The following is a 17,746-nucleotide window of genomic DNA, read 5'->3' as shown; positions in this document are numbered from 1 at the left end:
ATCCAGCGCCGCCTGCAGATCGGCTACAACCGCGCCGCCTCGATCATGGAGCGCATGGAGAACGAGGGCATCGTCGGTCCCGCAAACCACGCAGGCAAACGCGAAATCCTCGTGGAGAGCCTGCCCGAGCGCGAAGGCTAGCCCTCGCCGTCTTCCCGCAGCGCTTCGGCCAAAAAGCTGCTGAGCGCACGCGCAGCGGCGGAGGGGCGCCCCGGCGCGAGATGCAGCGCGATCTCCGAGGCCGGCAGTTCGGGCAGTCCGTCGTCCCGGCCGAGCAGGCGCAAGCCGGGCCGGGCGGTGCCGGCCTTGACCACGGTCAGCGCGGCGCCGGCCACCGCCATCGCCTCGACGGCGCCGATGCTCGAACTCGAAAACAGGATGCGCCAGCCGAGTCCGGCCTCGTTCAGCGCCTCCAGCGCCCATTCGCGATACATGTTCGGTGCCTTCAGCAAGGCGAGCGGCAGCGGGCCGGCGAGCGAGACATCATGGCGGTCGGAAGCGGCCCAGGCGGTGCGTTCGGTGCGCAGCACCTCGCCGCGCCCGTCGCCGGCGCGCTGGGTGGCGAGCACCAGGTCGAACTCCTCGCCGAGGGCGTTCATCAGGTCGCGGGTGAAGCCGGTGGTGACCTCTAGCTCGACTTCCGGATGCGAGCGGGCGAAGCGCGCCAGCGTCTCCGGCAGGACGATGGTAGCGTAGTCGTCCATCACGGCAAGACGGACGCGGCCGGACACGCTCTGAGCGCGGACGACGTCGAGCGCTTCGTCATGCAGCGCGACGATACGGCGGGCATAGCCGAGGAAATCCTCGCCGGCACGGGTGAGCAGCACCTCCTGCGGCGAGCGCTGCAGCAAGGTCTGGCCTGCGATCTCCTCGAGCCTGCGCACCTGCGTCGAGATCGTCGACTGGGTGCGGGACAGGGCGGCCGCGGCGCGGGTGAAGGAGCGCAGCTCGGCGATCGTCACGAAGGAGCGCAGCAGGTCGATGTCGATATTGCGTAGAGCCGTCACAGTCCCGTTCCTTTCAGTCCGCGCCTTCTCGGCCCCGTCCCCGGTCATCCCGGGCGCAGCACAGCGGAGACCCGGGATCGATGCCGGGCCGCCTCAGGCATGGAACCCGGATCGGCGCGGCTTCGCCGCTTGTCCGGGATGACCCGGGAAAATGCGATAGGCCGGCCCGTTCGCGCCCGCAGCATGGACCGCGCCGATGGTCAAAATCGAATAATTCAATTTTGGCTGGTCAGCCGCGGTCGCTAGCCTTAGTCCCAAACACTCTGTTTGGGCGTATGGGCGAAGAGGTCAAGCATGCCGAGGTTGAGATCCGACACCACCACGAAGGGCCGCAACATGGCGGGCGCGCGCGGTCTCTGGCGCGCCACCGGGATGAAGGACGGCGATTTCGGCAAGCCGATCATCGCGGTGGTAAACTCCTTCACCCAGTTCGTGCCGGGCCATGTCCATCTCAAGGATCTCGGCCAGCTGGTCGCGCGAGAGATCGAGCAGGCCGGCGGCGTCGCCAAGGAATTCAACACCATCGCGGTCGATGACGGCATCGCCATGGGCCATGACGGCATGCTCTATTCGCTGCCTTCGCGCGAGCTGATCGCCGACAGCGTCGAGTACATGGTCAACGCGCATTGCGCCGACGCGATGGTCTGCATCTCGAACTGCGACAAGATCACGCCCGGCATGCTGATGGCGGCGATGCGCCTCAACATCCCGACCGTCTTCGTCTCCGGCGGGCCGATGGAGGCCGGCAAGTACATCGCCGAGGGCGTGCTGAAGAAGGTCGACCTGGTCGATGCCATGGTCGCCGCCGCCGACGGCAAGTATTCCGACAGCGAAGTCGACGTGATCGAGCGCTCGGCCTGCCCGACCTGCGGCTCCTGCTCCGGCATGTTCACCGCCAACTCGATGAACTGCCTGACCGAGGCGCTCGGGCTCGCTCTGCCCGGTAACGGCTCGACGCTGGCCACCCATGCCGACCGCAAGCGCCTCTTCGTCGAGGCCGGCCACCTGATCGTCGATATCGCCAAGCGCTACTATGAGCAGAACGACGAGAGCGTGCTGCCGCGGAATGTCGCGAGCTTCAAGGCGTTCGAGAACGCGATGACGCTCGACATCTCGATGGGCGGCTCGACCAACACAGTGCTGCACCTGCTTGCTGCCGCCCATGAGGCCGAGATCGACTTCACCATGGCCGATATCGACCGGCTGTCGCGCAATGTCCCGGTGCTCTGCAAGGTCGCCCCGGCCGTCGCCAACGTCCACATGGAAGACGTGCACCGCGCCGGCGGCATCCTGGCGATCCTCGGCGAGCTCGACCGCGCCGGGCTGATCGACACCTCGCTGCCGACGGTCCACAGCGCCAGCATGGCCGAGGCGCTGGAGCGCTGGGACATCAAGCGCACCACCAGCGAAGCGGTGAAGAGCTTCTTCAGCGCCGCGCCTGGCGGCGTGCCGACGCAGACCGCCTTCAGCCAGGACCGGCGCTACGCCGAACTCGACACCGACCGCGAGACCGGCGTGATCCGCGACAAGGCCCATGCCTATTCGCAGGATGGCGGCCTCGCCGTGCTCTTCGGCAACATTGCGCTCGACGGCTGCATCGTGAAGACGGCCGGCGTAGACGCCTCGATCCTGACCTTCTCCGGCGCCGCGGTGATCTTCGAGAGCCAGGATGCGGCGGTCGAAGGCATCCTCAACAACAAGGTCAAGCCCGGCGAGATCGTGCTGATCCGCTATGAGGGGCCGCGCGGCGGGCCGGGCATGCAGGAAATGCTCTATCCGACGAGCTATCTGAAGTCGAAGGGGCTCGGAAAGGCCTGCGCGCTTATCACCGACGGGCGCTTCTCCGGCGGCTCGTCCGGCCTCTCCATCGGCCATGTCTCGCCGGAAGCGGCGGAAGGTGGTGCGATCGGCCTCGTCGAGGGCGGCGACGTCATCGAGATCGACATCCCGAACCGCAGCATCAACCTGAAGATCTCCGACGAAGAGCTGGCGCGCCGCCGCGCCACGATGGAGGCCAAGGGCAAGGATGCCTGGAAGCCGGCGGCGCCGCGCAAGCGCAAGGTCTCGACCGCGCTGAAGGCCTATGCGGCGCTCGCGACCAGCGCGGCCAAGGGGGCGGTGCGCGCCATCGACTGAGCGCGTCGCCTCGGACTTCGGCGTATCATCCCGGGCGAGCGCAGCTCGACCCGGGATTCAGGCCGTAGCCTGTTCCGGCGAAGTTCAGGCATGGATCCCGGCTCTGCGCCGCCTCGCGGCTCCGGCCGGGATGAGCCGCCGAGAGGCGGTGCCGACATCGCCCGCTTGCCTTCCGGCCGGCGCTCGGCCACCTAAGAGGCATGCACCGCCGGCTGGTCTTCGAAGAGCCCGTCTCGCGCGCCGCGATCTGGAGTCGGCGGTTGGCGCTGTTCGGGCTGACGGTCGTCGTGCTCGCGGTCGTCATCTTCCGCTTCGGGCAGCCTTCGGTGGAGCGGCTGGCGCCGATCGCCGGGGCCTATGTCTTCGTCCTGCTCGCGCTGCTCCTGTCGCTCGCCGCCTTCGTGCGGATCTGGCAGGACGGACATCGCGGCATCGGCATCGCCGCCTTCGCCTTCGTGCTCAGCCTGCTCCTGCTGCTGCCGGTGGCCTATGCCGGCTTCCAGCTTGCGACCCTGCCGCTGATCAGCGACGTCTCGACCGATATCGACGAGCCGCCGGCCTTCAGCCGCTCGCGCGTCGCGCTCGCGGCACGCCAGGGACTGGTACCGCCGGATGTGCCGGCCGAGCGGCGCAGGGCGCAGCGCCAGGGCTATCCGCGCGCCCTGCCGATCGTGCTCGAGCTGCCGGCCGAGATCGCCTACGACATTGCCCGCAAGGCCAGCGTCAATCTCGGCTGGCGGGTGCTGGAGGGCGCGGCGCCGGGCGGGCGCAGCGGGGCAGGGCGGCTCGACGCGGTGGCGCATTCGCGCGTCCTGCGCCTGGTCGACGACATCACCATCCGCATCCGGCCACGCGCCGATGGCAGCCGGATCGACATTCGCTCGGCTTCGCGGCTCGGCGGCTTCGATTTCGGCGCCAATGCCCGGCGGATCGCTGCCTTCGAGGAGGAGGTGAAGCTGCTCGTGGAGTTGCGTTGAGCTTCCGCGCTCACGCCAGCCGGTAGCGGCTCGCCAGCGCGGGCAGAGCTTCGTCGCAGAGCACGATGCCGCGCGCGACCAGATCCTCGAGCTGGGCGAGCACGGAGAGCGAAGCCGCGCCATGCAGCGCCGGCGCCAGCTCCAGATAGATCATTGGCACCATCGCCGAGATCGTCTCGTCGCCGGCACGCAGGCGATTGAGAATCGCTGCCTCGCGCAGACGGCGGTGCTGCACCAGCCCGCGCAGGAAGCGCTGCGGCTCGCGCACCGGCCCGCCATGGCCCGGCCAGTAGAGCCGGTGTTTCTGGCCGCGCAGCTTCTCGATCGAGGCCATGTAGGCGACCATCGAGCCGTCCGGCGGAGCGACGATGGAAGTCGACCAGGCCATGACATGGTCGCCGGAGAACAGCGTCTTCTCCTCGTCGAGCGCGAAGGCAAGGTGGTTCGCGGTGTGGCCGGGCGTCTCGACCGCTCGCAGGCTCCAGCCCTGGCCGGTAACAGCGTCCCCGTCGCCCATTACGAGGTCCGGCGCGTAGTCCTTGTCGGCGGCGGCGTCGAGCGGGTTGATCTCGCCGAGCGCGAGTTCACGGGCCGGGCGATGCGGGCTGCAGCCGACGATCGCGGCGCCGGTCGCGGCCTTGACGGCGCGGCTCGCCGGCGAATGGTCACGATGGGTGTGGGTGATGACGATCTGCTCGACGCTCTCGCCCGCGACGGCCGCCAGCAGATTGGCGACGTGGGAGGGATCGTCTGGGCCAGGATCGATGATCGCGACCTTGCCGCGGCCGATTATGTAGCTGCAGGTCCCGGTGAAGGTCATCGGCCCGCCATTGCCGGCGACGATCCTCCGGACCAGCGGCGAGAGCTGCACCACCGCGCCGGCGGCGAGCGCCTCCCGATCGAAGGCGAGCGGCTCGGCCGCCTCGTCACGCCGGTCGTCCTGGTTGCCATTGCTCATCGTCGCATCCGGGTTCGTGCATCCTGGCCGGTTGTGGGCCGGTGCCGGGTTTTCTATAGACGGACGAACCGGGCGTCGACGGCGCCTGCCCAGAAGAGGATGAGACGCCGATGGCCCAGTCGCTGCCCTTGCCCGCCGACACCATGGTCGGCTCCGCTCTTCCCGCGCTCTCCGATCCGCGCTCGCGTCTGGCGCGCAATGTCATGCTGGCGTTCGCCGGCAGCCTGCTGCTGGTGCTTGCCGCCAAGGTCAAGGTCCCGCTCTGGCCGGTGCCGGTGACGCTGCAGACGCTGGCGATCCTGGCGCTCGGCGCCGCCTATGGCCCGCGGCTCGGCCTCGCCACCGTGGCTCTCTATCTCGGTTACGGCCTCGCCGGCCTGCCGGTCTTCACCAACACGCCGCCGATGCTGGCCGGCCCGCTCTACTTCGCCGGCCCGACCGGCGGCTTCCTGATCGCTGCGCTGCCGGCCGTCGCCGTCGCGGGCTGGGCGGCTGCGCGCGGCGCCTCGCTGCTCCGCCTCGTCGCCGGGCTGGTCGCCGCGGACCTCGTGATTCTCGGGCTCGGCTGCCTCTGGCTCGCCTTCGGCGCCCAGATGGCGAGCGGCGCGACCGGGATCGGTCTCTCCGGCGCCTGGGCTGCCGGCGCGCAGCCCTTCCTGATCGGCGAGGCGCTCAAGGTGGCGCTGGCGGCGAGCCTCGTCGGCGCCGGCTGGACGCTGCTGAAGCGCCGCGGCTGAACGCGACATCCTTGTGGACTGCCGAAGGCCGGGGCCGCTTGCCCCGGCCTTTTTTGTTTGCGGGTGGTGAGGAAGCGCCCCTCAGCCGGCGGGCTTGGTGTCCATGCAGACCTTCTTCACCGGCTGCAGGAACATGTCGAGTTCCATCATGTTGCCGCAGCGGTCGCAGCCGGCGAGCAAGGTGGCGATGCCGAGGATACCAACGATACGAAGAATGCGCGTCATGCCGGCCCGCTCCACTTGCTCAGCCCAAGTCTAGCGAAAGCCCGTCCGCTGCGCCACGGCTGACGAACGCGACGAACACCGGGCGGTGCCCTGAAATTGCACGGTGATCTCGAGCCTGCATGCCTGGGATGTGGCGCAGCTTCGTCAGGGTGTCGCGCAAAGTCCTGCTATCGTAGCCCTGCTGCTCCTATGCCACCGGAAACACCGCGCGGCGCCATCCGAACTCTGCGCACAGCGGCCGTGATGCTCTTCTGATCCGGATTGATAGCGGGTGATCTCGGGGGCAGCCATGAATGCCAGCCTCGTCCGAGGGCTCCGTGTCCGATCACCTTGGGCTTGTTTCAGTTACAAGTCAGCAACACTACGAAACAATCAGACATCGATCAGGCACATTGCGGACAAAGTTCATTGCCGCTGGCCGAGACCCGCGGGATGAAGATGATCCGCGCTCCTCGACGCCGCCCCCGTTGCGCTGGCGAAGGCGAGTTTGGGTGCTGCCGCCGAGAAGGGCTGCTTTTGACGCGGTCAACGACCGCGGGAGATGGTGACAGTGACGGACCTTGCCGGCCCTCGGCCGCCAATCGGCGGGACAGCATTCGTCGCGGTTCCGGGTGTCGCTTCCGACTACGAGCCCTCGATCGTCCGAAATGCGCGCCTGCAATATCTGCGCGGTTTCGCAGCGCTCGCCGTGCTGTTCTATCATTGTGCGACATATCTTGAGCTGTTGCGCGGCAGCGAGGCCATGAACGGTGTCTTCCCGGGCGGCTGGGGAGCCTACGGTGTTGCGGTCTTCTTTGCGCTGTCCGGTTATCTGATGAGCGATCTCCTGCGACGGGATGATCCCGGTACGTTTCTGGTCAGCCGGATCGCTCGCATCTATCCGACGATGTTCATCATCATCGCGCTGGCGTCCGTACTCTTCGTTCTTATCGGGCAGCCGCGCGGCTTCAACTTCTGGGCACTGACCTTGGTGCCGTCCGGGCCTCGCCCCTATTTCCTCGGCGTCGAATGGACGCTGCTCTACGAGATGACCTATTATGTCGGCCTGACGGTGCTGGCATTCTTGGGCTTGGCGCGGTTTGCGCCCGTGGCGATGCTGGCCTGGCTGGTAATCCTGGCCGGCGCTTTCGCGCTTGGACCGGGGCAGGCCCATCCGGGAGCGCCGACGCTCAGCGAGTTTCCGCTGACCGTGCTGAACATTCCATTCGTGCTGGGCTTTCTGGCTGGCGAGCTGCATCGCCGCGGCGCGTTGCCTCGGTCGCTCATGCCGGCGGCGGTCATCTTGCTGCTCCCCGTCTTCGTCTTCGAGCTCGACGCAGCCATGCTCAGGCTCGTCACGGGCCTGTCCGCGAGCCTGCTCGTGGCGAGCGCCGTGACCGCCCCGATGACCGTGCCATCCGGACCGCTCGCGCGCTTCGGCCTGCGTCTCGGCGATGCCAGCTACGTCCTCTACCTCGTCCATGTGCCGATCATCATGACGCTTTCGGCCGTGTTGCCGGCAGCCACGCCAGCGGTCCTCTTGTGGTTCGTCTGGGCGGCCGCCTCGCTCGCAGCGGCCATCGCGCTGGCGCCGTTGGACGGCGCGATTCATCGACGTCTGAAACGGCACATTACAGGCGCTCCCAAACGGCGCCTCTCGATCGTGGCGCTCGCGTTCATCGGCTTTTTCCTGGCCGTGGCCGCGGCTGGCGAATTCAGGATGCGCGGCGAGGCCGCCGATACCGCGCGGGCCGCGCGCATTCTGTCCGGGCCGACTTCCGTCGCGGGCCCGAGCGTGCGCATGGCGATCGACGCGATCGCGACGATGCCGACAGGAAACCTTGTCGTCCGCGGATATGGCATCGATCTCGACAAGCCCCAGCTCGGCAGCCACGTTGCCTTACGACAGGCAGGGCAAACCCTGGCGCTTGTCGATCTGGATCGCATGCGCGCCGCCACGGCCGATGCGTTGGGGCGCACCGATCTGCGCAAGGTTCGGTTCGGTTTCCGCCTGATGCTGCCGAAGGAATTCACCTGTGAGGGGGGGGCGCTCGAGCCGTTCCTCCTGCTCGAGGACGGGCGATCGCTGCCGATACCGCTTGGTGCGCTTGCCGCAGTCTGCGGCAAATAGGAAGCCGCTGCGGCGCTCACTCATAGCCCGACAGTCCGGAGCAAGCCGCAGACGATCGATCGGCCCATAATGCCAGGGACGAGGCGCGCGCGGTCGGACGCCGTTCGGAAAGGTCGCGGGCAGTGAGCGCCCGCCTTGGCGCGGGCCTGGGTCTTGTTCTTCAGTTGATCAACGGTTTCGCGGGCGCGGCGGCCTTCTCCGGCGCGGATGCGACGTAGAGCGCGTATCCGAGAGCCATGAAGCTCAGAAATCCGAGTGCCGAAAGAACCATGCGAACGCTCCCCTGTTGTGAGGGGCAGTGTCTGATGGACAAGTAAAGCGAACAGCGTCGGTTTACTTCACATTGTTCGTATATCGCCGTTCCATCGGCGCGGTCTTCGCTCAGACGGCGCCGGGCCTTTTTTCGGCTGCGGCGCACAGGCCGCTTCGAGATGGTCGATCCGGTCGAGCAGCATGTCGCAGCCGCGGCCGACGCGGCCCCACTGATGCGTCAGGACGCCTGCCGTGGTGGCCAGTGCTTCTCCCGTCGCCCCCGCGACGCCGAGGGCCTTCTGAGCGAGCCCGGAGCCGGCGACAGTTTCGAGATCGGCATCGACCAGAGCAGCTGACATGTCGCAGCTGGTGTCGAGAGCGTTTAGGTCGGCCACGACAGGGTTTCCGGTCGCCTCCCGTCGGTGGCGTCTTCGTCCGGCCCCGTGACAGGCATTTGACCGGGGGGCGCCTGCATCTGCCCTGCAGCCGGCCGTGTCATATACCTCTGCAGGTTGCTGCAGAATCACGCCGGCGAGGGTCTGCCGATGCATGGGAGCCGCCCAGAATGGGCGGGCGGTCGCGCAGGGGTCGAAGATCGGCGCAAAGGTGCGTCGATCTTTCTCCAAACTGCCGGGATTTCCGTCGAGAAAAGAAAAAGGCCCCGAAGGGCCGTACTTCTAACGTCATAATATATCGGGAAATTTTGGTCGGAGTGGCAGGATTTGAACCTGCGACCCCCTCGTCCCGAACGAGGTGCTCTACCAGGCTGAGCCACACTCCGATCAACTGGTGGGCGGCTTATAGCCAGCCGCTCCGTGGTGCGCAACAGGCAAGCGGCAGGAAAACGCAATCTTCGGAAAAAAGGCGAAACCGCGCGGCCGCGGTCAGACATCCTGTGATCTCGGCCGATCCGATATTGCGCGCTTGGCCGCCGCGCTCTAGAAGGCAAGCCGCATTGGGGCGTCGCCAAGCGGTAAGGCAGCGGTTTTTGGTACCGCCATGCGGAGGTTCGAATCCTCCCGCCCCAGCCAATTTCTTTTTTATGCCAGAGACTTGGCTTTCTGCGGATAACCATCAGGTACTGTTGTAGCGCGCCGCGATCTTTGAGACTCAGCGCCGTTGTAGCCGGTGCGGTCTTTTGCATCGGGTGTTGACTACAGTACCCGCGCAAGCGGGCCGGCGGCTTCTGGGTTCGGGTGTCGCCAAGCGCCGGGGCATAGCCAAGGCGATGATTGCGGTCGCGCGCCGCTTATCCGTCATCCTGCATCGGATGTGGGTCGATCGCGTGCCGTTCCGCTGGACGGCTGAGCCGGCCCAAGCCTGACCTGACCGAGAGTGTTTCGAGATCCGTCGCAGAGCGGCGTGATGTCCCTCCAGGGACCGAAGGGCGGTGAGACCGAGGGCGGGTTGGGGGCCATAAGGTGGCTATTGGTTCCCCAAACGACGAACTCGGTCTGGTTGCGATAGCGGCCGAGCTGGGGGCGGCTGCTCTCGGTCTTGTCCCAGGGCACGACGCCGCGCCAGACCCAGCCGCCGCACTCGTCACGGGGACCATGTGCTACCGCCCACTGGTACGCTGCTGTCGCCCTAAGCGACCAGTTCGGCCTTGGGCGAGGCGCCCAAGGCCGCTACCCGAGTCCTGACACCAGGCTGGAGAGATGCACCGGGAAGCTCCGGGCGCGCACGCCGCAGGCATTGTAGAGCGCATTGGCGAACGCCGCCGAAGAGCCGCAGGCGCCGAGCTCGCCGACCCCTTTCACGCCGACCGGGTTCGCTTCGAGGTCGGGCTCGTCGAGCATCATCACGTCGACATCGGGAACGTCGGCATGCACCGGCAGCAGGTATTCCGCCAGATCTCCGTTGACGATGTTTCCGCGTCGCGGATCGATCTCGGCTGCCTCGCGCAGCGCGGCGGAGAGCCCCCAGATCATGCCGCCGAGAAGCTGCGACCGGGCGGTCTTGGGATTCAGGATGCGGCCGGCGGAGAAGACACCGAGCATCCGCCGCACCTTGATCTCGCCGGTGAGGCGATGCACAGCCAATTCGACGAAATGGGCGCCATAGGTGTGGCGGGACTTCTCGCGCCAGTTCGGCACATTCCCCATCGACGGCAGGTTGCCGCGCGCGGAGAGGCCTGCCGGATGCGCCGCCAGGGTCTGCCGCACGAGGCCCGGCCCCGCCAGGAGGCCGGCTCGCTCCAGGAGCGCCAGGCAGGCCTGGTGGAGCGCGGCCGTCGTGTTCGAGGCACCCCAGGAACCACCCGAGCCACCGCCTGCCGGCAGGCGGGTATGGGCCAGCATCACGTCGACCTCGGAGAAATCGACGCCCAGGACCTCGGCCGCGACCTGAGCCAGGATCGTATAGCTGCCGGTGCCGATATCGGTGATGTCCGAGCGCACCTGGATGCGGCGATCCGGCGTCACCGCCACCTCCACCTCCGTCGCGCCCTGGAAATGGGTGCGGATGGCGGAGGCGACGCCCATGCCGACGAACCAGTTTCCGTCCCGGCGGGCCCGTGGCTGGCGCAGGCGAGCGGACCAGCCGAACCGTTCGGCTCCGGTGCGCAGGCACTGCGTCAGCGTTCGGCCTGTCAGCGGCGCGCCGCTCTCCGGATCGGTCGTGGTGTCGTTCAGCACGCGCAACGCGACCGGGTCCATGTCCAGCGCCTCTGCGAGCTCGTCCATCGCCGTCTCGACAGCCAGCAGCCCCGGCAGCTCGCCGGGCGCGCGCACCGCCTCGCCATTGGGCAGATCGAGATGGGTGACCAAGTGCCGGGTCATGCGATTTGGACCGGCGTAGAGCGAGCGCGTCACGATGCCCGTCTGCTCGATGAACGGATCACGCTCGTTCGAGTAGAGCAGCACCTCATGACCGATCGCCGTCAGCCTGCCATCGGCGTCAGCACCAAGCCGCACCCGCTGCCGGTGCCAGGGGCGCATGCCGACGAGGCTGAACATCTGCTGGCGCGTGAGGCAGACCTTCACCGGCTGCCCCACCATCCTGGCGCCGATCGCCGCTCCCATCAGGTCGGCGTGCACGGCGAGCTTCGAGCCGAAGCCGCCGCCCACGAACGGTGCGGAGATGACGACGTTCTCGGGCGCGAGGCCCAAGGCGGTCCTGAGCGATGCCTGGATGTAGCGCAGCGTCTGGTGGCTGGTCGTCAGATGCAGCGTCTCCCCCTCCCAATGGGCGAGGGTCGCATGCGGCTCCAGCGGCTGGGCGCAATGGGGGAGGGTCTCGTAGGTCTGGTCGACCCGAAAGGCGGCGGTCGCGAAGCCGGTCTCGAAGTCCCCGAGATTCGTCGATCCGGCGAAGCCGGCATTGGCAAGTTCCGGCTGGTGGACGGGATGGCCCTCGGCATAGACGAAGGTGCCCGGCTCCGTGGTGTAGGTCGCGACGACGGAGCGCGCGGCATCGCGCGCCTGCTCGTAGGTCTCGGCGATGACCAGGGCGATCGGCTGGCCGAAATGGTGGATGCGCCTGCCCATCAGGATCGGGCGCGCCCGCGTCGTGAACGCCCGGTTGCCCGTGTCCAGCGCCGCCTGCTGGGGCGCGTTCCTATAGGTGACGATCAGCCTGACGCCGGGCATGGCCTCGCCGGCCGAGGTGTCGATGGTCTCGATCTCGCCCCGGCCGATCGTCGCCGTCGCGAAGAAACCGACCAGCGCCTTGCCCGCGCCGCTCTTCTCATAGGCATAGGTCGCGGAACCGGTCACCTTCTGCGGGCCGTCCCGCCTGTCGATCGGGCGGCCGACGATCCTGGTGGCGGTGTTCGGGCTGTCGAGGCGGGTCATCGGTTCTGCTCCAATGCATCGATCAGGGCCGCATGCAGGGCGCGCTGCGCGAGCTCGATCTTGTAGGCGTTGCGGTCGGTCGGACGGGCGCCTGCGAGCGCGACGGTGGCGGCGTCGCGGGCAATCTCCTCCGGCGTGCCGAAACCGCGGCGCTCGGCTGCCTCCACCCGCCACGGCTTCGCGGCGAGCCCGCCGAAAGCGAGACGCTCGATCGCCACCCGCTCGCCGTCGATCCGTGCGATCAGGGCGACCGACACGGTGGCGAAGGCATAGCTCGCCCGCTCGCGGACCTTGCGATAGACATGCGTGCCGCCGAGCGGCGCGGGCAGCTCGACTGCGGTGATGAGTTCGCCGGGCTGCAAGGCGGTCTCGACCTCGGGGGTGGCGCCCGGTAGGCGATGGAAGTCGGCGATCGGAATGCTGCGCTCGCCAGCTGCGCCGAGCACGCGAACGACCGCATCGAGGGCCCGCATCGCGACCGCCATGTCCGAAGGGTGGGTGGCGATGCAGGCGGCGCTCGCGCCGAGGATGGCGAGATTCGCCGAGGCGCCTTCCCGCGCATCGCAGCCCGAGCCGGGCTCCCGCTTGTTGCAGGCCATCGCCGAGCCGTAGAAATAGGGGCAGCGCGTTCGCTGCATCAGATTTCCGGCCGTCGTCGCGCGGTTGCGAAGCTGTCCGGAGGCTCCGGCGACGAGCGCGCGGGTCAGGACGCCATACTGACGCCGTATGGTGTCGTGCGCGGCAAGATCGGTGTTCCGCATAAGCGCGCCGAGACGCAGGCCGCCGGCCCCGTCGGGTTCGATGGTGTCGAGCCCGATCCCGTTGATGTCGACGAGATGCGCCGGCGTTTCGATCTGCAGCTTCATCAGATCGAGGAGGTTCGTTCCGCCGGCGATGATCCGCGCCTGCGGCCGGGCCGCCAGCATGGCGACGGCCTCTCTGGCGGAGGTCGCGCGTTGATAGGCGAAGGGTCTCATCGGCGGCCCTCCTGGACGTCTGCGATCGCTGCGATGATGTTGGGGTAGGCGGCGCAGCGGCAGAGATTGCCGCTCATGCGTTCGCGGATTTCCTCGGGGCTCGCGGGCGAGGGCTGAGACACCCGGCGCGTGGCTGCGCTCGGGATGCCGGCTGCGATCTCGTCCAATGTCGCGACCGCCGACAGGATCTGGCCCGGCGTGCAATATCCGCACTGATAGCCGTCGTGCGCGATGAAGGCCGCCTGCATCGGGTGCAGTTCCTCGACACGCCCGAGCCCCTCGATCGTGGTGATCTCGCTGCTCTCGTGCATGAGGGCGAGACTGAGGCAGGTGTTCATCCGCCGGCCGTCGACGATCGCCGTGCAGGCGCCGCACTGGCCATGGTCGCAGCCCTTCTTCGTGCCGGTCAGGCCGAGATGCTCCCGCAGGGCGTCGAGCAACGTCGTGCGTGGGTCGACCGCAAGGCTATGCGCCTGACCGTTGACCCTGAAGGCGACCTTCATCGTGATTTCGGACGTCGACTGGGCCGAGGCGGGAATGTTGGCGAAGGCCATCCAGCTCACTTCCGCGCCTGCGGCGAGGCCAAGGCCCAGGGCCTGGCCGAAGCGCCGTCGTGTCAGCTGCGGCGCTTGATCATCGCTCTTCATCTCTATCTCTCCTGTCGGTTATCCGTCGCTGCCCCGTTTTCCGGGCGGGATCTGGAAGCCGGGTGTCGGGGCGCGTCTCGCCGCGCGGTCATTCGTCCAGCCCGCCGCTTTTGCGGCGGCGCGCGCGGCAGGGCAGGGCGCCGCCTCGCGGCCGGTCCCGGAGACCGCGGGGGGGGGCTCTCAGCGCGTGGCGGGTACCGGCACGAGGCGATCGATCTCGGCGCGATCGACGGGATAGGAGGAGTTGTGCTCGCGCACGATCCGCCAGCCCTCGGCGCCGCAGCGCCAGACCAGCGTCGAGCGGTCGCGAATGCCGGAAATCCTGCCGTCGCCGGCCTCGAGGCGGGCGGCGAATTCGAGCGTCGAGCTCGCGAGCTCGCCACCGATGATCGCGTCTGGGCCATCGACCACGGCGTGGCGCACCTCGCGCTGGCTCACGAAGATCGGCGTCCACATCGCGCCATAGGCTTCGGCGCTTCTGGCCATCCGCCGCTCGGGGGCGAGATCGTCGTAGAGGAGGACGTCCGTGGATGACCAGTCATAGTACTTGCCGAGCTTCGTCCTGAAGTCGAACGGCGCGTCGCCAGTGCGCTTCTCCCAGCCGGTCATGATCCATTCGCGATGCAGTTCTGCGGGCCAGGTCGTGCCGGTCCTGGCGCAGTCCCGCGCATCGGCAGTCGTGGTGATGAGGAGGCCGACGAGGCCCCCGAAAAGCGTCCTGGCTTTGCTCATGCTGAGCCCCTGCTCGGTTGGATCGGGCTTGCCGGCCGCAGACCTCTTTCGGACGCGTCGGCAGTGCGGGGAAGCTAAGCGGAGGTCGAGTGCCGGATAAGCTGATCAGAGCTTTCTGGACTGGTTAGTGCAGCTTAACAAAACCGGGTGGGCAGGATCTGGCAGCGCGGAAGCTGCTGTCCGGTCGCGGGGCGCCGGACATGCCCAGAACAATGGCCAAGCCGAAACGCCCTCGGAGGGCGACAAGCCATGGTGTTTGATCGATCGGCGAAATTTTGGCACGGCTGGGCGCACTCAAGATCCGAACGGCCACAGCTAGGCAATGCGGAAGGATGCTGAGTCGGCAGCCACTGCGCTATTCAAGGCTAGTCTGAGCAGACCACAGATGCCGCCGACCTGCGGCAGGCCAGACCCACGGCCTGCACCTGCGCCTAGACTGTCGCTAGTCGCCGGGCTCCGGCCTTTGGCGTCCAGGTTTTGGCTGGCTGTGCTCGGCCGAGGCCGGCGGGATTAGACACCTTATCGACCCGATCGCAGCCAGTCCCTCAGAGCCACGTTGACCGCCTCGGGGTTCTCGATCGGGGTCATGTGGCCGCTGCCGGGTATGGTGACGAGCTGTGCCTGCGGCACGAGGCGCGCCATCGCCTGATGCTCCGCAAGCGGCGTCAGCCGGTCCTCCTCGCCGCAGAGGATCAGCACCGGGCAGGTCAGGCCGGCCAGAACCCCAGCGCCATCCTTTCGCAGGATGTTGTTCTGGCGCAGGAAGATCTCGGCGCCGAGGCGCTGCGTCATGCCCCGGATGCGCCCGACGATGTGCTCGTCCTGAAGATGGGCTGCGCTGAGATACGTCCTGAGAAGCCGGTCGCCGAAACCATGGAAGGTGCCGGGCGCGCGGGCCGCCCTGTCGCGGATCTGCCGGGCGGCCGCCCGTTCGGGATCGTCGGGCTGGATCGAGGTATCCAGCAATGCCAGCCGCTCGATGCGCTCCGCCGCGATGCGCGCCATCTCGACGGCGACGTAGCCGCCCAACGAGAAGCCGGCGAGCGCGAAGCGCGGCGGCGCCTGCGCCAGTACGCTCCGCGCCAGCGCCTCGAGGCTCTCGCCTTGCGTGATATCGGCAACCCGGCAATCGGCGATATCCGCCAGCGCCGCGATCTGGTCACGCCACAGCTCCGCGTCGTTCAGGAGACCGGGGATGAGAATGAGCGGAGGCAGAGCCATTCGAAACCGTCCTCGGGCCGAGATTTTCACATAAGCGGCAGGGCAGCGGCCACCGGCTTCAGGCGCCGCTCTCTCCCGCGCGTATCAGAATGGAGCGAGCGCGAAGGCGCACAGGCTCGTCGACCATCGCGCCATCGACCGCGGCCGCGCCATCGCCGCTCGCCAGCACCTTGCAGGCCCAGGCGATCTCGGCCGGATCGGGGGCAAAGCCGGCACGGATGGCCTCGATCTGCCGGGGGTGGATGCAGAGCTTGCCGCCGAAGCCGAGCTCGCGGGCGTGGCGCGTATCCTCGGCAATGGCGGTGGCATCGTCGATCGCGGTGGTCACGCCGTCGATCGGCGGCAGGAGGTACGCAAGCCGCGAGGCCAGCACCAGCTCGCTGCGCGCCGCCAGCAGAGCCTCGCGGCTATGGGCGCAGCCGAGATCGGCGGAGAAGTCGATGCTGCCGAAGGCGAGGCGCGCGACATTGCCGGTCGCCGCGATAAGACGGGCATCGGCGAGGCCGCGCGCGCTCTCGATGAGCGCGATCACCGGCATCGGCAGGCGCGCGCACAGTTTCGCGAAGGCCTCGCCGGCTTCGGCCTTCGGAACCATCACCGCAGCGAGCTTCAGTCCCATCAGCTCCGCGATATCGGCCTCATGCCAGGGCGTGCCGAGCCCGTTGATCCGCAGGATGATCGGCAGATCGGTGAAGTCGTCCCGCAATGCTGCCCGCGCCGTTGCCTTGTCATCGCGGGCGACGGCGTCCTCAAGATCAAGGATGACGGCGTCGCAACCGGCCGAGGCGGCCTTGCCGAAGCGTTCAGGCCGGTTCCCCGGCACGAAGAGCGGAACCAGGCAATCCAGCGCCGCGCTCATGCCCGGTACGCCTTCGCCGACATGCAGGCCGGCCCGCCCTCGCGCGCCGTCCAGAGCTCGAGCCCGCCCTCCGCCTCGCGGGCATGGAGCGCGAAGTCGTCATGCTCGAAGAGCGGGGAAAGCCCGCGGAAGCTGAAGCGCTTCGGCGGGGCGCCGAGGAGTTCGGCGGCATAATTGCAGAGCCAGGCCGCCTGCAGCGGTCCGTGGACGACGAGGCCGGGATAGGCCTCGACCTCCTGCGCATAGCTGCGGTCGTAGTGGATGCGATGCGCGTTGAAGGTCAGCGCGGAATAGCGAAACAGGAGTGCCGCCCCGCACTCTCGCGGACGACGATGCGTGCCCGGTTCGCGTGGCGTCGGCGCCTCGGCTTGTGCGCCCGGCACCGCGGCTTCGCGATAGACGATCTCCTGCCGCTCCTCCAGGATGAGGCTGCCATTCGCCTCGAGCCGGTGTTCGACCGTGACGAAGCAGAGCGGCCCGCTGCGACCGTGCTTGAGCGTGACATCCGCGATCCGCGAGACGCGCCTGACGCGATCGCCAACCCTCAGATCTCCGTGGAAGGTCACGGCACCGCCCGCCCACATCCGCCGCGGCAGCGGTACCGGCGGCAGGAACCCGCCGCGGCTCGGATGACCGTCGGCCCCGAGCATGGCCGTCGGCGCGGCCGGTTGCGCGAGGCAGAAATGGATCAGCTGCGGCAGGATCTCGCCCTGCCGGGCGGGCTCGCCGGGGAAATCCATCGTCGCATGGTATTTGCGTGCGAGATCCTCGCCGACGAGATCGACGGCGACATCCTCGCGGCCGATCCAGCCGCGCAGATGGTCGATATCGGGGGCAGGAATCTCGTCACTCATGAGGCAGGCCTTCGCTGCTGGTCCGGGCAGTCGTGGAAGGGGGTGGCGAGCTGAAGGCTCGCATTCGCGAAGCGACGGCGGCAGCGCTCATCGGCACTGCCGCCTTGCCTCGTCGATCAGGGCTTCGGCGGCGCGAGGCCCGGAGGCGCACTCAGATCGAAGCCTCCTGGTCCGCCACCGATTCCCGGTATCTGGATTGAGTCGAACTGCTTGTTGATCTGCTGTTGGTCGAGCTGCACGGCGGATGACTTGTAGTGCAT

General features: G+C 68.0%; 16 protein-coding genes, 2 tRNA genes and 1 pseudogene. 8 read left to right on the top strand and 11 right to left on the bottom strand.

Going from position 1 to position 17,746, the window contains the following annotated elements:
* A partial coding sequence (locus AC1REK_RS27365; RefSeq protein ID WP_492270881.1) for a DNA translocase FtsK occupies nt 1–141 on the top strand: 141 nt, incomplete at its 5' end.
* Here the strand turns inward: AC1REK_RS27365 and AC1REK_RS27360 are convergent.
* Nucleotides 138–1,007: a LysR substrate-binding domain-containing protein gene (locus AC1REK_RS27360; RefSeq protein ID WP_492270867.1), complete on the bottom strand. Its 870-nt coding sequence runs from the start codon at nt 1,005–1,007 to the stop codon at nt 138–140. The two genes, AC1REK_RS27365 and AC1REK_RS27360, sit on opposite strands and share 4 nt — an antisense overlap.
* A gap of 294 nt (nt 1,008–1,301) precedes the next feature.
* On the opposite strand from AC1REK_RS27360, the gene ilvD reads away from it, so the two are divergent.
* Together ilvD and AC1REK_RS27350 are read left to right on the top strand one after the other, a co-directional pair.
* Complete coding sequence (gene ilvD / locus AC1REK_RS27355; RefSeq protein ID WP_327520400.1) at nt 1,302–3,143, top strand: dihydroxy-acid dehydratase; 1,842 nt, start codon at nt 1,302–1,304, stop codon at nt 3,141–3,143.
* 200 nt (nt 3,144–3,343) lie between these two features.
* Complete coding sequence (locus AC1REK_RS27350) at nt 3,344–4,120, top strand: DUF1499 domain-containing protein (RefSeq protein WP_492270868.1); 777 nt, start codon at nt 3,344–3,346, stop codon at nt 4,118–4,120.
* Between the two features lie 10 nt (nt 4,121–4,130).
* Here the strand turns inward: AC1REK_RS27350 and AC1REK_RS27345 are convergent, their stop codons facing one another.
* Nucleotides 4,131–5,078, bottom strand: a complete 948-nt coding sequence (locus tag AC1REK_RS27345) for an MBL fold metallo-hydrolase (RefSeq protein WP_492270869.1) — start codon at nt 5,076–5,078, stop codon at nt 4,131–4,133.
* 110 nt (nt 5,079–5,188) lie between these two features.
* Between AC1REK_RS27345 and AC1REK_RS27340 the strand changes: the two genes are divergently transcribed.
* Nucleotides 5,189–5,815: a biotin transporter BioY gene (locus AC1REK_RS27340; RefSeq protein ID WP_492270870.1), complete on the top strand. Its 627-nt coding sequence runs from the start codon at nt 5,189–5,191 to the stop codon at nt 5,813–5,815.
* A gap of 81 nt (nt 5,816–5,896) precedes the next feature.
* On the opposite strand, the gene AC1REK_RS27335 is transcribed toward AC1REK_RS27340, so the two are convergent.
* Nucleotides 5,897–6,040 (bottom strand): hypothetical protein, encoded by a 144-nt coding sequence (locus AC1REK_RS27335; protein ID WP_492270871.1) that lies wholly within the window; start codon nt 6,038–6,040, stop codon nt 5,897–5,899.
* Between the two features lie 541 nt (nt 6,041–6,581).
* On the opposite strand from AC1REK_RS27335, the gene AC1REK_RS27330 reads away from it, so the two are divergent.
* Nucleotides 6,582–8,150, top strand: a complete 1,569-nt coding sequence (locus AC1REK_RS27330; RefSeq protein ID WP_492270872.1) for an acyltransferase family protein — start codon at nt 6,582–6,584, stop codon at nt 8,148–8,150.
* Between the two features lie 431 nt (nt 8,151–8,581).
* Complete coding sequence (locus AC1REK_RS27325) at nt 8,582–8,758, top strand: hypothetical protein (protein WP_492270873.1); 177 nt, start codon at nt 8,582–8,584, stop codon at nt 8,756–8,758.
* A 348-nt stretch (nt 8,759–9,106) separates the two neighbouring features.
* On the opposite strand, the gene AC1REK_RS27320 is transcribed toward AC1REK_RS27325, so the two are convergent.
* A tRNA-Pro gene (locus AC1REK_RS27320) sits at nt 9,107–9,183 on the bottom strand.
* A 175-nt stretch (nt 9,184–9,358) separates the two neighbouring features.
* Between AC1REK_RS27320 and AC1REK_RS27315 the strand changes: the two genes are divergently transcribed.
* Both AC1REK_RS27315 and AC1REK_RS27310 read left to right on the top strand, forming a co-directional pair.
* Nucleotides 9,359–9,433: transfer RNA gene (locus tag AC1REK_RS27315), tRNA-Gln, on the top strand.
* A gap of 167 nt (nt 9,434–9,600) precedes the next feature.
* Nucleotides 9,601–9,726, top strand: a pseudogene (locus tag AC1REK_RS27310) (IS110 family transposase); the annotation flags it as partial.
* A gap of 304 nt (nt 9,727–10,030) precedes the next feature.
* Here the strand turns inward: AC1REK_RS27310 and AC1REK_RS27305 are convergent.
* The 7 genes from AC1REK_RS27305 to AC1REK_RS27275 all read right to left on the bottom strand — a co-directional run bounded on the left by AC1REK_RS27305 (nt 10,031) and on the right by AC1REK_RS27275 (nt 17,486).
* Nucleotides 10,031–12,196: a molybdopterin cofactor-binding domain-containing protein gene (locus AC1REK_RS27305; protein WP_492270874.1), complete on the bottom strand. Its 2,166-nt coding sequence runs from the start codon at nt 12,194–12,196 to the stop codon at nt 10,031–10,033.
* A complete protein-coding gene (locus AC1REK_RS27300) occupies nt 12,193–13,173 on the bottom strand; it encodes an FAD binding domain-containing protein (RefSeq protein WP_492270875.1) in 981 nt (326 codons plus the stop codon). The genes AC1REK_RS27305 and AC1REK_RS27300 overlap by 4 nt, the downstream gene beginning before the upstream one ends.
* Nucleotides 13,170–13,820 (bottom strand): 2Fe-2S iron-sulfur cluster-binding protein, encoded by a 651-nt coding sequence (locus tag AC1REK_RS27295; RefSeq protein WP_492270876.1) that lies wholly within the window; start codon nt 13,818–13,820, stop codon nt 13,170–13,172. The genes AC1REK_RS27300 and AC1REK_RS27295 overlap by 4 nt, the downstream gene beginning before the upstream one ends.
* Nucleotides 13,821–14,000: 180 nt before the next feature.
* A complete protein-coding gene (locus AC1REK_RS27290; protein ID WP_492270877.1) occupies nt 14,001–14,552 on the bottom strand; it encodes a Cif family virulence factor in 552 nt (183 codons plus the stop codon).
* Between the two features lie 519 nt (nt 14,553–15,071).
* Nucleotides 15,072–15,773 carry an alpha/beta fold hydrolase gene (locus AC1REK_RS27285; RefSeq protein WP_492270878.1) on the bottom strand — a complete coding sequence of 234 codons (702 nt, stop codon included), beginning with the start codon at nt 15,771–15,773 and terminating at the stop codon, nt 15,072–15,074.
* Nucleotides 15,774–15,831: 58 nt separating this feature from the next.
* Complete coding sequence (locus AC1REK_RS27280; RefSeq protein WP_492270879.1) at nt 15,832–16,632, bottom strand: HpcH/HpaI aldolase/citrate lyase family protein; 801 nt, start codon at nt 16,630–16,632, stop codon at nt 15,832–15,834.
* Nucleotides 16,629–17,486, bottom strand: a complete 858-nt coding sequence (locus tag AC1REK_RS27275) for an HTD2 family dehydratase (RefSeq protein WP_492270880.1) — start codon at nt 17,484–17,486, stop codon at nt 16,629–16,631. Before AC1REK_RS27275 ends, AC1REK_RS27280 begins: the two co-directional genes overlap by 4 nt.
* Nucleotides 17,487–17,746 lie beyond the last annotated feature (260 nt).

It is taken from the genome of Allobosea sp. GW823-FHT02B03 (assembly GCF_058797755.1).
Note: the sequence above shows the minus strand (reverse complement) of the source record. Positions and strands in the feature narration are given on the sequence as shown.